Source organism: Coraliomargarita sinensis (genome assembly GCF_003185655.1).
GTDB lineage: Bacteria > Verrucomicrobiota > Verrucomicrobiia > Opitutales > Coraliomargaritaceae > Coraliomargarita_B > Coraliomargarita_B sinensis.
On the sequence record NZ_QHJQ01000004.1, the window covers coordinates 211,072 to 225,942 of the forward strand.

Genomic DNA, 14,871 nt, shown 5'->3' on the forward strand with positions numbered 1-14,871 from the left:
GCGTACGTAAGACGTGCTTATCTGCTCATCCCGGAGGGCACCCCTCTCATTCACCTTTAAAGGGGCTGCTCCATTTCCGTTCAGCCCGCGCTTCGTGTGGTTCATAAACTCTTATTCTTTTTCCTGCTTTCCGTCCTCTCAATAAGCGCCTCAATCAGTCCCGATTGGGCAAAGGACGTCGTCTGGTATCAAATTTTTCCCGAACGTTTTAACAATGGGGATTTAAACAACGACCCAACGCGTGCGTCGCTGGATTACAGTGAGCACGTCCCCACAAGTTGGGAGGTTCGGGAGTGGCAGTCCGAATGGTTCGAACGTGACGAATGGGAGCATGAAATGTCGCCCCACTTTCATCAGACACTGCAGCACCGCCGTTACGGAGGCGACCTTCAGGGCGTAATCGACCGACTGGATTATCTCAAAGCGCTTGGGATTAACGGTATCTATTTTAATCCATTATTTTACGCCAACTCACTGCATAAATACGACGGGAGATCCTTCCACCATATCGACCCCTACTTCGGCCCCGACCCGCAGGGCGATCTGGCGTTGATCGCTCAAGAAACCAGTAGTCCGAAAACCTGGCAGTGGACTGCCGCCGACAAGCTCTTCCTAAAACTTCTGCGCGAGGCCAAAGCCCGGGGAATTCGAGTGATCATCGACGGGGTCTGGAATCACAGCGGGCGCGACTTCTTTGCCTTTGCCGACATAAGGGAAAAGTCGCGACAATCGATCTATACCAGTTGGTATAACATTATTTCATTCGATGATCCCGGCACCGCCGGGAATGAATTCGACTATCATGCCTGGCACGGCTTCAAGAGCCTTCCTGAATTTGCAGACAATCGCTCGGGCGACTCTTTGTCCCCGGGCCCGAAATATTACATTTTTAAGGCGACCCAGCGATGGATGGATCCCAACGGCGACGGCGACCCCTCCGACGGGATCGACGGCTGGCGACTGGACGTGGCTGAAGAAGTGCCGGATGGGTTTTGGCAGGAATGGCACGCCTACATCCGAAAGATCAATCCGGAGGTTTTTACCTCGGCCGAAATATGGGGCAGCGCCGCCGGTTTTCTGGAAGACACCCGCTTCGCCTCGGCCATGAATTACCGTGGCTTTGCCATTCCGGTCAAAGGCTGGCTGATTGACGAAAGTATTTCCGCCACAGAATTTGCCGGACGTCTTGAATATGAGAGAGAGAGCTACGATGACGATACGGCATTCGTCCTGCAAAATCTGGTCGACTCCCACGACACCCAACGTGTCGCCTCCGCCATCGCCAACCGTGAGACATGGGAGTATTACAAAAGTGACGACTGGTTCGACTATGACGATGGTGAGCGCGTGAATGCGCGCACCCCCGGCTATGACAATGGCCCGCCCGACGAAGACGGCCGGCGTATCTGGAAAATGGTCGCCCTCTTCCAGGCCACTTATGTGGGGGCTCCAATGATCTACTACGGGACGGAACTCGGCATGTGGAGCGCGGACGACCCCGAAGACAGGATGCCGACATGGTGGCATCGAAAAGATGATGAGATTTTCACAACCTATCAAAAGGTCTTGCAGTTACGCCATGACCGGCCCGCCCTACGACGTGGCCACTATCGTGTTTTGGAAACCCGCGACGATGCCCAGGTTTTTGCCTTTGAGCGCAGCCTGAAAGATGAACGCATCGTGATCATCATCAATCGCGGCAAGGGCGATGTGAACCTCAATGTCGACTACCTCGACGGCCTGCAACTCCTCTACGCCACCGACCCCGATGTCTCCAGCTGGCGCCTGCCCCGCCTGAGCGCTGTCGTTTACGGAACGCGTTAGGAGTGTCCGAATTGCTCCTCGTAGGGGCCGTGCTTGCGCGTGCCCGTATCGCCATCAAGGCGATACCCTTCTGCGTCAGTGCATGAACAATCCTACTTCACCTTGATCTCCCAATAAGCCGAGCTCAGCGGCGGCAGATCTCCGATGCGAATGCCATCGTTCAGTGCTTCCCTCACCGATGTCGTGATGACCGAGCTTTGGTTCAGCCGATCTTTTAGCAGCAATTGCCCATCCGGTTTTTTGCCCAAGTCCAGCGCTTCAATCGCCTCGTCCGTCAAGCGCACAAGAAGGTTTCGCATCGTCACACTACCGTGAAAATTTGAAGTCACCAGAAAATGGGAACCACTGACCGGATCACTTCGCAAATAGCTGTAAAACCAGTGCCCGGACCAGTCCACATCATCCACCCGCCCATAATCGGGGTTCTTTAAATTCGCCTGATTGAGCTGGAAGGTATTGCCCATGGTAAACGCGGGCTGCTGCTGCACTTTCAGTAAGCGCACATACCATTTGCGTAACGCTCTTTGCTCATTCGACAATCTGGTGCCGTCGGCTGCGCCCTCATTCCACCACTTGTTCAGTTCCGGCATCGACCAATAATCGAAAATTGTCGTCCGCTGGTCATCCCCGCCGAAACCTTCCCGGCCCAAGGCAGGCTCCCCCACCATTTGGCCATGGTAAATCATTACCGGCCCGCGTGAGAGGCCGAACAGAGTGCCGGTCACCGGACGGCCAACTTTCATGCCGTGCCCGCCCCAGGTCTCGGGGTGAGCCAAACGTATCTCGTCATGGTTCTCGGTATAGCGCAGGGCACGGTCGAAGAAGAAAGCGCCCAATTGCTCCTCCACCTGCTGTAAATCATTCGTCCAGGCCGTGCTCGTGTAAACGTGTTCCAGCGTATCGTAACCGGGGTCGTCATAAACGGAATCAAACCCGGCATCAAGGAGTGCGAGCATAACATTGTCGTCTTCACGCATCGCTGGATCGTGCCCGGGCACCTTTGCCGGGTCATCATTGTATGCTTCTGCGCAAAAGAATACCTCTGGGCTTCGCTCACGGGCCCTGTGGATCACCCACTTCCAGAACTCCGGCGGCACCATGTGCGCCATATCCACACGGAAACCGTCAACGCCCATTTCCTGCCAGTACGCCAGAATTGCATCCATCTTTTCCCAGGTATCCGGCACCGACTTATAAGGAGTGATCGCGGTGGGATAGTTCGGCTCGCCATCACGATTCAGAAAATCAAAACCGTAGTTCAGTTTCACCGTCTCATACCAGTCCCATTCGGACGGAGTCCAACTCACCACATTATTGCCTGTCACACGGCCATGTTCCCGCTCAGGCTCAAAGAAACCATCGGCACCACCCGCCAGACGCGCCGTTTCGTTGATCACTTCGCCGGTATCATGATTCACAGTTGGAAGGCGCAGCGGTGCCGCCCCGTCCGTAATCTCCGAAGTCAGGTAAAAGAAATTATTGTCGGGATGGAAGTAGATGTCTCTGCGATCATCCACTCCGAAGGCCAGACTGGGCCTCACATCGGAACGATAACTGCGTGCGACGTGATTGGGCACGAAGTCAATCAAGACCTTCAACCCCGCTCCTTTCATCCGCTCACAAAGGGCTTTAAATTCCTCCAGTCGTCGGGCCGGATCGTCCGCATAATCGGGAGAAACATCAAAATAATCTTTTATCGCATAGGGGCTCCCCGCGATTCCTTTCAAGAGATCGGGATCGTCGGCGGATTGGCCATATTCGCTATAATCCGTCGAGGTGGCCTGTTGAAGGACACCGGTCAGCCAGATGTGGGTAAAGCCATCCGCTTTTAGTCCGGATAAAACGGAATCACTCAAATCACTGAACTTGCCTGTGCCGTTTTCAGTCAGGGTGCCATTCACTTTCCGGGCTTCGTTCTCATTCCCGAACAAACGGGGCAAAAGTTGAAAGATCCGGGGCTTCGCCTGAGGATCACCAAAACGTCCCCGCTTCAATAGCTTGCCTCCTTTCTCCACCGCATAAAAAAAGGGCAGATACACCTCACTTCCGTGACGTTGCGCATAATGGTGGTCGCCCGCGAGTTGCCCGTCCCGGGATTCAATGAACCATTGCACGGCACATACACGGTCGACGCCTGTATCCGTAGGCAGGGTGAGCATCATCGTTTCGCCCAACTCTAATGCGGAATGACGACCCGCTGAAACCGATTGCCATTTAAAATCTTTAAAGTGCTGCACGGACCTGACTCCATTTGAATCAACCTCGACCAGGACATCCGCTTGAAATGGAAGAAACACCCGGCGTCCTTCATCCATCTCCAATAGTGTCGAACCAAATCCTTCTCTGGCATCCATGGCGACCCAGAGTTTTTCACCCGGCACGGTCTCAGGTGGAGATATCTCCAAACTTAGAACTCTTGCCTGCAGGCAGAGCGATGAGAGAAGAAACAGGGCGAGAACGAAAGCGTAACTGCGAACAAGTGAAGTCATGACTGAAATTTAGCTGATACCAAATATGCCTGCATCCACTCGGCGGGACAGAGCTAGACTTGTTTGATAGTTGAACAAATAATACGAGCTTCACCAACGCGTCCGCGATGAATCTTTAGCCTATGGGAGCGGGCCTAAACGATGGCTAAGGCCATGTAAGGTTCTGCAGCTTATATCAAATCCAGAAAGGTCTGCCTGGGTAAGCCCGCTTGTAGCGATGGCACGATAGTGCCGTCGATTATCGCTCGAGTAAATCTATCGACCTTGCTCTCGCAAGGTCGCTACGAGCACAAACCTTCTTAAAACTGGCATTATGCCGTATTTGTAACTACTCACCGGAAAAAATGATGCCTTCGGCGTCGGCAACCTCGCGAAAGCCATCCTCTAAAACACCCTCCGTACCATCAATGTAAGCTTTGATGGCATCATTGGCCTCTGTACCATTCGGGCCGGTTGAATAAAGATGATAGCCGAACTTGTCCCAGGCATCCGGAGTATTTTCCCATTTATACCAGTAGATATAAGGATTGCCCCATGGGTCCAGCAACGCACCTGGATTACCGGGAGTATCAGGGTTACTGGAATCAACGGAGTAGTTAAACTTGTCCAAATCAATGAAACTGGGAGCATTCTCCACTTCAGAATTGTCCAGACTGTCGGCGACTTTGTAAACCGGGTCAGCGGCTCTGCTGGGATCGAATTTCAGGCGCCCGGTTAATGCATAGAGCAGCATGGTGCTTGTCACTTCACTGGGCACAGGCTGTCGGGTCACGCTATCATATTGATCAGACGGATAGTTGCCGTCGTTGGAGTCATGCCTCGGATAGTCCCCGTAACGGGCCTTGTATTCTTCCAGCGCTTGCGAAATGGCAGCAAGCTCAACCTTCGCCTTGGCCCGGTTTTGGGCGTTACGAACACCACTCGTAATGCTGAATGTGATCGCAGCCAAAATGGCGATCACGCCGAATACCATAATTAACTCAATGAGCGTAAAGCCACGCAGGGACTGTTTGGCTTCTAAACGTTTCTTTTGTGCGGATAATAACATCATGGGGTCAGTAAAGTAATTAATTCGAGTGGTATTATCCGACCGCACTCGTAACCTGTCAACCACACCTAGGCACTGTTTTGCCGTTCTCGTCTATCCCTATTCGCTTCCGGGAGACCGGTGTACTATCCATTCAATACCATTTTGCAGAAGCTTTGGCTTAATCCCCTGTCCTGCGGAAATGTTAAGATAGCACGGTCGCAGTTTCCCTCCGGATAATTAGGTTAAAACCTTTTTAAGACTGACAAAAGGCGAACGGGTTTTTGACCACTTGCCTTTGCCGGATGACTTACGCTGCCAGATGAACAAGTCCAGGCAGCTCTGCCGACAAAACTGGTCATCGCCCTCCACAATCAATTCGTCCTGCTTGATAATGCTCAGGTTTTTACCGCATTGAGCGCAGTGGGGTATCGGGTCAGATAATGAATTATTTTTGTTCATAGTAATCCAACGAATGATGTTAAAATCTTGTGAAATTGACATCAGATCAAGAGATATCTTTTCAACACGTTTAATAAACAGGAGCGCCAGCACCCGAATCCATGCCCTAAGTCTCTCAACACTAAATGCTTACGTATTCAACTGTAGAATAAAACAACCGACCGCTATCGAATGATCTGCAAGCTGTAGGGATGATGCGGGGACAATCCTAATAAACCGGTTGGGCGAATTCGGCTTGGGATCGATATGCGGACTATCTCCCTGCATCAATTCCTTGATCAGTAGCCCGGTGGCGATAGTCAAAAGGTCTTCTAACCGGACGCGTTTACACATCGCCCGCCGTCCACTTTTTTCGATCACGCCGGTTTGAGGCCTAACTTCCGGGCTGTCTGGTATAGGAGTCACCCGTTCTGTTGCAGACACCTTACCGTTTTCTTATGATCAATCCGCCTCAACGACCTCAACGATGAAGGAGCCGCTAATTTGAGACGGAGGTTTTTCAAAGATACGAACTACATTTCCATAGTAGGCCGTCGTCCGTCCGGGTGCAACACCGAGCAAATACGTGCCCGTGTAGAAACTGTTCTCTTTTGGAACGGCTTTGGCAATCCCGGGGTCTGCAGTTGCCACCGAGAGCCACCAACCGCCCACTCCTCCCTTGACCGGAGTGGTCATCAGCCGCTTCTCGCCGACCTTCAACTTAATAGCAGGATATTCGACCTCAAGGGGTTCGTATGGATCGGTCTGTTCTGATAAAGCCTTTTGCCGAGCTGCGAGATGGGACGGCTCATGGTATTTCGCCTTTTGATGGAATGGAAAAACCACGCAACCGGAAAGACCAAAGAGCATTATAAGTGAGAATAGACAGCAAGATGATCTCAGTAGTTTCATTACAGTATGTTGACTCGCCCCCGGCAGTCAGATTTTTGTCACTCAAATGCCTCAACCGGATATCGATTGATTACAAGACATCCTGAATCATAAATATACCTTCAATTGGCCGCACGATTGGGCGACCTAACCTTCAAAAAATTAAAACCTACTCCTCACTTTTATAAATCAGTCAGTCACAACATTGGAATATATCCGATGAAAGGGGATTTAGATAATAAAAAATATTTGGCCTTCATAACAATCAGCGCAAAGTGGTTAACAGCTCCAGATTCCTTTATTGTAGGGAATCCGAGTGTTTCGATCATTTTGATTGAAAACGGAGACCACCGGTCACACATAGGCCGGAAGTTCCTGCATTATTTCGATCATTGTTCACCTGCGGTGGCATTTCATGGACGATCACTTCCAATTGATTGAAGTTCACCCATCCAGCCAACACGCCTGATACCGAAGCGAAACCGACACATTCGGAGAATACGGTCCCGTAATGCGGAGCGCCGGTATCCTTAAGGAGTGGCAAGAGCGAACTTCCCATGATCGGCTCCAGCGGCTTTGATGCTCCGGAAAGCTCGAGTAATGTGAGATATAGGTCGAGTGTTGAGACGAGCGCCTGCGTTGTTTCTCTCGAAGTAACGCCCGCACCGAAGACGAACATCGGCATCCGAACAGATTCCTCATGCATCGTAATCTTATTGCCGAGAGCGTGAGAGCCGAGGTGGTATCCGTTGTCGTAGAGAAAAATACCACTGTATTGTCAACAAGACCCGTCTCGCGCAATAGCTCTGTGAATTGGCCGACTGGATCATCAAGGTGACTGATCATGCTGTTGTGGGAAACGCCCTGTCATCATTGAGGCGCGACTGGCAGCGCAGATAGGACACGCCACTTACGCTCGATCAAATGTAATGCCGCTTGCTACGAGAGCATCAAGATGCGGAGTCTTAACAGCTGGGTCATTGTATCCAACGCGCAGATAACTTTGGAATGTCGCTAGGTTAAGACGACTTTAAGCTTGCGGAGAAATATTTTGGTAGGGCGCGACTCGCGGTTCGACAAGCTCACCGCCCTGAGTTTATCGAAGGGCCGAGCGCGCCGCCTTGCAGTCGGCCCCGCTTGCCCATATGCAAGGTTATTGGCGTACAGTACCGCATGCCGAACGGCGGTCTTGGTAACACCGCCCTACCTGCCTCAAAAACGCCTTAACCTAGCGACATTCCTGGATATCAGTGCATTCAAGGCAACTCCCGTATATGTAGATTGCGAAAGTCGATCGGCGAACCCTCGCTTTCAAGGCAGAGATAGCCGGTAGCGGGATCACAGTCGGTGCCACCGGACACCTCCCGTCCATTGACCCACAAGCGCACCTCCCCGTTGACCGCACGGATATAGTAGTGATTCCAATTGCCGTGATCCTTGGAGCGGTCCTCGCGGGGGAAGCTACGGCTACCATTGGGGGAGGTTTTGCCGATGGGCGTCATCCTGACCCCTACCGGGAACACGTCGCCATGGGTGGTAAACCATTCGGTGTTTCGACCCGCTTTTTCCATTTTATGCCTGAAGGCGTTGTCGAGCACCTGCACCTCGATCCCCTTGGGCAGGCCCGGCTTGCCGGACTCAGTCAGCTTGGCAATGGACTCCGGCGTGGCCCAGACAAACATTCCGGAGTTGCCGGCCGGCTTGTTGTGGCGCCATTCAAGGACCATCTCAAAGTTCTTGTACGTTTTAACGGTGCGCAGCACGCTAACCGGCTGACCCGTACAGGACAGCACTCCATTCCGCCATACCCAAGTGTCCTCAGCGCTGTTGACCCCGGTGAAATCCTCCTCAGTCAGGGCACGCCAGCCTGGCTGGTTCATGTCGATGGCGATTCTGAACTGCTCCTCAGCATATGCCGTTAGAAAAACTCCTGCCAGAGAGAAAAGGGTGAAAAAAAGTTTCATAGCTATGCGGAAAAATAAAGTAACACGGTGCCTCATAAGGCTTATCCATTGAGCACCCACCCCGGCCGATACTTCTTCCGGAGCAGGCTATTCGCACCATCGTGGTTGGTGATCCTTCCCACCCTGCCGTCGTAGTCAAGGGGCTCGCCAACCTGATGCGCGACGAGACCAAGCAGCATCTGTTCAATGTACTGGCTGCTGTATTCGAAATCGCAGCAGGTGGACTTGGCGGGGTCCTTACAGGCATCGAGCCAGTTCTGATGGAACTTGCCGATTTCGGGAAGTTGGTCTTCTATCGTGCGTGGCGTGTAGTAACTGAGATCCGCCTCCTTACCTGAGGGAATCAGGAGACGTTTGTAATAGTCGGCGATGATGAAGCCCTTGTCGCCTTTGAACATGGCCCCGTGGCCAATGGCATCAAGATCGATACCACGGTAAGGACTTCGCGGCAGGGCACCTCCCTGATACCAACTCAGGCGGATCGGGCCGCGCCAATCGTTGGCAGGGTGCTCGAAATGAGCCTCCAGCTTGACCGGCGTGACCTCGGGATTGAAAGGGCCTCCGCTCGCCCGAATCGAAGTGGGAAAGTTGGCGTCGATGCCGTTCCAGCACAGATCCATCATATGACTGCCCATGTCGCCCATCTGGCCAATGCCGAAGTCACGGAACATGTTCCACTCCAGACAATTCGAGCCCCGGTCCCCACCAGCGAAATACTTCGGGCTGTAGGCATGCTTTTCAGCGGGGCCGAGCCAGAGATTCCAGTCCAGATAAGGCGGTGGCTTACCTTCGGCGGCATAGTAGCCCTCGCGTGGGATCTTGCGGTTGCCCCATCCGATAACGCCCTGCAGATCACCGATCGCGCCGTCGAGAATCATCTCCTTCATCCGGGCGTAGTTGGGTTGGGCGTGCATTTGGGTACCGACCTGCGTGGCCAGTTTCCCCTTCTTGCCGAGCCAGTTGGCGCGCACAGTGCGGGCTTCTTCCACCGTGATGGCCAGCGGCTTTTCACAATAGACGTGAAGATCGCGGTTGAGCGCCCAATTGGAAATAAAGGCATGATGGTGGTCCGGCGTGGCGATAACCACCGCATCCAGATCCTTTTGCTCAAGACACTTCCGCCAATCCGTGTAAGTCTTGGCCTTGGGGAACTTCTTCAGCGCCAGACCCAAATGCTCCCCATCGACGTCGCAAAGTGCTACCACGTTTTCCTGAGCCAGCCAACCGTGGTGGGCGGTGCCGCGACCCCAAACGCCGATCAGCGCAATATTCAGCTTGTCATTGGCGGATTGGCCACGAAGCAAGCCGGATGGAAGGATAGTGAGGCCAGCGGCAAGGCCGGTCCTGGAAATGAAATGACGACGGTTCATATTTAAGAAAAATTCGTGCCGATAGCGCCATGACTCTGAGAAAATTGTCAAGAAGTGATACCGCCCACCCCATGCGCTTGAATCCCCGCGGAAGCAATCATGTGCATGGCAATTCCTGTGAACATGCGCCGGAACAGCCCCCACACATGATCGAAAAGAGACTGGCCGTGGCGCTAATTTTTCAGATCATAAATTGCTATCAACCCTTCCACTCATACCGTGACTTTCATCGTACCACGAACTCCTACCCCCCTTCACCTATCACTCCCTTAATGCAACCGGAAGCTTCCATCCAAGCGCGGCGAGGCAACAATCAGGGCTTCGCCTTGATATTGTCATTATCCATACTGGCTTTGGTGACATTGATTGGTCTTACACTGATGTCGCTGTCTCAGGTTAGCGTGCGCTCGGCGGCCATGGAATCGAGCAAAGCCCAAGCCCGCGCAAACGCTAAAATGGCCCTTATGGTGGCTCTTGGAGAACTTCAGGAGGAAATGGGGCCCGACATGCGTATCAGTGCCGAAGCCGCAATTCATGATACCAAACCGGAAGACGAGGCCATCGACGGAGTCGCCCAACCTCATTGGCTGGCCGTTTACGACTCTTGGGGCAATTGGCTCAACGCCAGTTACACGCCTGACGGTAAAGAAGCCTCGCAGGTGTCGGCCATCGGCGACACCTATGTCGACAAACGCGCCCCCATGTTCCGCCGCTGGCTCGTTTCAATGCCCAGAGACCTGCGGAGTAATGTGAACAGCGCTGAAAACCTTCCGAACATGAATGATTCGGTCGTCATGGTTGGTGAGGGGACGCTGGGGCAGGCTCATGCCCAGGCCCGCCCCGAAAAGGTGACGCGCGCGTACCGGATAAAGGCCAGCGAGCGCGATGTCTACGCATGGTGGATTGGACCGGAAAACCATAAGGCCAAGGTGGGTCTGGCCGCGCAGGAACGTGAAGAACTCAGCGCCGATCAGTGGGCCGTCGGCCAGGGCGTCTCCTCCGAAGTGGCGATCGGTGCCATCGATGGGTTTGGGAGTCTCGACATCGGCAGCGAGGAGGCCGCCGAAAGGGCGAGCCGCATCCCCAACTTTGAATCCTTGCCCTTGGTCGATGTGGAAGAAAGCAAGACCAAGGAAATGTTTTTCGATCTGACCGGCGTCAGCTCCGGAATACTTTCCAATACCCGAAGCGGAGGACTCAAGAAAGACCTCAGCCTGCTGTTTGAGAACAGCGACACCTCGATTCCGCAGGAGTATTCTCAGGTGAATCGCTACGAACCTGAACCCTCCGTCCGCCCCCTCAGCAAGGATATCCTCGAAGAGGACGCCGAACTGCCAAGGCGACCCTTCTCTTCGTGGCCGAACATGCGGCACTACTACCGGATGTACCACGAAGATAACGATACAGAACCACCCAAGGACGGGCGTTATACCGAATACGAGGTATACCGGGAATTGCAGTACCCCTCGTCCTCGGGCCAGCCCTACGCCCAGCCACTGGTTCCCTTCCAAACGGCGGGGTCTGGAGACACCAAATACAGTAATGATTGGTGGTTCGGCGAAAATGCCTACAAACGTTTCCCGCTTATCTCCAAATTGCTGATTATCCAATCCTACAAGGCGGAATACGTAGATGCGGACGAGGATCCAGCAACCCCCGATACCCTTGAATTTTTCCACTACGACACCCCGATTGTCACGTTCTGGAATCCCTACAATGTCCCCCTGATTATTAACAGCAGGGATCTGGCTATGTCGGCTTCCTCACGCAACATCTGGCCCCACCGCTTCGCGCTGTACGATGAGAGCGGGGAACGAAACTCAAACTCGAGGGTAACCCGCACTTCAGAATCCAGCAGTCCAGCGGATCTCTCAACACTGAGCGGCGACCCGATCGTCTTTGAACCCGGTGCCTTCCGTGTCTTTAGTTTTAGAAACGAGGTGGTTTCCAGTTTTGGTACCAACGAAGGGGATTATACACTGTACGAAGGTTACGACCCGTTCGGTACGAGCGCATTTCGAGCCGCCGATACCACTAACGTTAATAATTTTGATTGGTTCGATGTCCAATACGATCATGGTGCGGGAATTCGCGGGCGTCCCGGCTCCGGCAACAACACCGACGGCAATGTTCCCGGCTCGCTAAGTATCAAGAACCTCGTCTACGCTAAGAATCGCTACTGGGGGCGCTCCGGCATCCCCGCCTACTACCAGGTCGATTGGTTCCAAAAGAGCCAGCAACACGAATCCCTCCTGAACGGATCCTTGGAGCTCATTCAAGTCGCCACGGATCCGTTGAACGTCGCTTATTCGCTGTTCACGATCAAGGGGGTGAACCAGCTCGATCAGGCCGCTCCCTGGGCCGAGGATTGGCGCAACCGCAATTGGCTGTTTGCGCCACCATATTACTACGGCAGCGGGCTGTTCATGACTGAGGTCTCGGAAAGGCGCGCTCACACCCAGCGCCTTGACAGTCCTTATTGGGTCGGCTTCGGCGCGCTTTCGACAAGCAAGTTGGGCCAATTGACCGCGGGTGACCCCAGCACCGACAGGCAGTGGCTGGGCGGCGGCTCTACGCCCTACGAGAGAGTTTCTGCCGCACCACTCCTGGAACTGCCGACGGCGCCACTCAGCAGTATCGCCAGCTTTGCGGGGATGCGGATGACCCCGGGCTATGTCTGGTTTCAGGATCTGAATCCGGACTGGAAAAATTGGAAAGGCTTTGCCAGCCACTGGCACACATTACCGGCGGGCGACATCATTACCCAGTATAATGCGATCAACAAGATGTATGCCTACCAGAGCGGCATGACAGGCCCCGGCATCGGCAACTCATTCGTACATCCGATGATTCCCCGCGAGGACGTTTATCACTATTACAACAACTCCATCAGCCACGTTCAGAAAACCAAGGAAATGAGGGACAATAGGCTTGAACGGAACGACCTGGAGGCAGAGGCCACGGAAGCCTACGACACCAAGGCTTACGCGGACTACTGGGATCACGTCCTCCTGCTCAACGATGCCCTGTGGGACGAATACTTCATTTCTTCGATCGCGGACCAAACCCGCCCTTGGGCCAGTGCGTCCGACAATCTCCAAGCCAACCTCGAGGCCCTTACCGCCGGAGAAGCGCTGCCCATCAGCCGCTATCAATACTATGATGGCGGATTGGATGCGGCCGAAGTGCAGGACAAACTCACCGGAGACGATGCTTTCATGAAAGCCGCCGAACATCTTAGGGTGGATGGCGCGTTCAACGTCAACAGCACCTCGGTGAATGCCTGGTATGCCGTGCTCAAGGGCATCCGCGAGCGCAAGCTCTTCTACCGGAACGCATCGGGGAATCTGAAGGAAGTGGACGTGCCCGACGACCACATCGCTCTCTCGCGTTTCGACACGCCCACGACGGATAAGGAGATGGCGGATGCTTCTAGCGGAGTGACTCGGGATGACGGCCTCAGCGCATGGAGCGGAGTGCGCTTTCTCGACGACGACCAAATCCGCTTGCTGGCCGAGAAGTGCGTCGAGCAAGTGAAGAAGCGCGGCCCCTTCCTCAATTTCTCCGAATTCATCAACCGCCGCCTCGAAGACAGTAAGCTGGGCTTGATGGGTGCCCTGCAAAGCGCGATCGACTATGACGACGACTCTCCTGAGCCCGGCTCCATCAACTACCGCTTCAAAGATAGCCCCTTGCTGAGAATTTCCCCCTCGGATTTGGGTCCAAACGAGTACCCGACCCCGGAGGCCGTTGAAGGGTCGCGACTGGCAGGCATTCCCGGTTATGTGGTCCAATCCGATGTCCTCAAACCCATCGCCAACACTCTGCAGGTGCGCGACGACACCTTCCGCATCCGGGCATACGGAGAGGTCCTCGACCCCAAAGGCAAGGTCATCGGCCGTGCCTGGTGCGAGGCCGTGGTCCAGCGGAGCCCCGACTACGTAGACCCTGCCAACCAAGCTTACGAGGCCAACTACGTCTACGAGGGCGCCCCCCCGAATGACACTTACGATCCGAGATGGGATGGCGAGTTTGTTCCCAATAGCAACCTGTCCGAGCTCAATCGACGATTTGGTCGAAGGTTTGAAATCAAGAGCTTCCGTTGGCTGAATTCGGATGAAGTTTAATCCAAACCTTATGAAATATTTTTTCTCGATCGCCTGTTTCACGCTCCTGACATCGCATTGGATAAGTGCGCAAGCACCGACTGATGACGAATCGGAAGTTAAAGGCCGGAAAGCGTGGCTCGTGGCAACCACGATACCGGATGATGTGCCCAACCCACTCAAGATTATTGCAGACGACAAGCTGCAGGAAATAAGACTTTTAACGCGCTCCGTCGGGGCGCCGTTCAAGGTCGGCGAAACCGGTGTTGTCCGGACGGTCAAAGAGGTCATAGGCGCGGACGGCGAATTGGCTTATGAAAACCTCTCTATGACCACCGTCCCCGAGGGTATCCGCGAAGCACTCATCGTGCTGGTTCCACGCAAGAAGGACGCCGAAGGCCTGCGCTTCAACTCCAAGGTGATCGATCTTGCGGAATTCGAGCTAGGCGGATTCCTTTATGTGAATCTGGTAAACACGAAAATCGGCATCGCCCTCGATGATCATAAGGCGGTGGTGGAACCGGGAGGGATGAAGTACATCAATCCGCTGGATGGAAGCAGGAAAAAGGCGGTGCGCACGGGCTTCTTCTACGAAGTGCCCGCGAATCCCAAAGCGGAGTGGGAGTTGATGACTTCCTTCAAGATGGCCGTCTACGATTCCAGACGTGAAATTTGCATCTTTTTCTATAATGAACGAATCGAAAATGTCGATTTCCGCGGCATTTCATTCATCACGGAGCAGCGCCTCCGATAAGTCAG

General features: G+C 53.8%; 10 protein-coding genes. 3 read left to right on the forward strand and 7 right to left on the reverse strand.

The genetic code is table 11. The features are described 5' to 3' along the window. Positions 1-96 precede the first annotated feature (96 nt). Positions 97-1,824, forward strand: coding sequence for a glycoside hydrolase family 13 protein (locus DDZ13_RS07525; RefSeq protein WP_110130824.1), 1,728 nt, complete (start codon positions 97-99; stop codon positions 1,822-1,824). A gap of 92 nt (positions 1,825-1,916) precedes the next feature. Here DDZ13_RS07525 and DDZ13_RS07530 read toward each other — a convergent pair whose 3' ends face one another. The 7 genes from DDZ13_RS07530 to DDZ13_RS07560 all read right to left on the reverse strand — a co-directional run bounded on the left by DDZ13_RS07530 (position 1,917) and on the right by DDZ13_RS07560 (position 10,006). After that, entirely contained in the window at positions 1,917-4,313 is a 2,397-nt protein-coding gene (locus DDZ13_RS07530) for an alpha-amylase family glycosyl hydrolase (RefSeq protein ID WP_110130825.1), read from the reverse strand. 328 nt (positions 4,314-4,641) lie between these two features. After that, positions 4,642-5,364 (reverse strand): prepilin-type N-terminal cleavage/methylation domain-containing protein, encoded by a 723-nt coding sequence (locus DDZ13_RS07535; protein ID WP_110130826.1) that lies wholly within the window; start codon positions 5,362-5,364, stop codon positions 4,642-4,644. A gap of 216 nt (positions 5,365-5,580) precedes the next feature. After that, complete coding sequence (locus DDZ13_RS07540; protein WP_146209291.1) at positions 5,581-5,895, reverse strand: hypothetical protein; 315 nt, start codon at positions 5,893-5,895, stop codon at positions 5,581-5,583. Positions 5,896-6,243: 348 nt separating this feature from the next. After that, positions 6,244-6,651 (reverse strand): hypothetical protein, encoded by a 408-nt coding sequence (locus DDZ13_RS07545; RefSeq protein ID WP_110130828.1) that lies wholly within the window; start codon positions 6,649-6,651, stop codon positions 6,244-6,246. A 346-nt stretch (positions 6,652-6,997) separates the two neighbouring features. Beyond that, a complete protein-coding gene (locus tag DDZ13_RS07550; protein WP_110130829.1) occupies positions 6,998-7,438 on the reverse strand; it encodes a sulfatase/phosphatase domain-containing protein in 441 nt (146 codons plus the stop codon). 490 nt (positions 7,439-7,928) lie between these two features. Then, complete coding sequence (locus tag DDZ13_RS07555) at positions 7,929-8,636, reverse strand: 3-keto-disaccharide hydrolase (RefSeq protein WP_110130830.1); 708 nt, start codon at positions 8,634-8,636, stop codon at positions 7,929-7,931. Positions 8,637-8,677: 41 nt separating this feature from the next. Continuing rightward, positions 8,678-10,006: a Gfo/Idh/MocA family oxidoreductase gene (locus DDZ13_RS07560; RefSeq protein WP_110130831.1), complete on the reverse strand. Its 1,329-nt coding sequence runs from the start codon at positions 10,004-10,006 to the stop codon at positions 8,678-8,680. 332 nt (positions 10,007-10,338) lie between these two features. Here DDZ13_RS07560 and DDZ13_RS07565 point away from each other — a divergent pair, with 332 nt between their 5' ends. Both DDZ13_RS07565 and DDZ13_RS07570 read left to right on the forward strand, forming a co-directional pair. After that, positions 10,339-14,133, forward strand: coding sequence for a hypothetical protein (locus tag DDZ13_RS07565; RefSeq protein WP_233246116.1), 3,795 nt, complete (start codon positions 10,339-10,341; stop codon positions 14,131-14,133). Positions 14,134-14,143: 10 nt separating this feature from the next. Then, a complete protein-coding gene (locus DDZ13_RS07570) occupies positions 14,144-14,866 on the forward strand; it encodes a hypothetical protein (protein ID WP_146209293.1) in 723 nt (240 codons plus the stop codon). Positions 14,867-14,871: the final 5 nt, after the last annotated feature.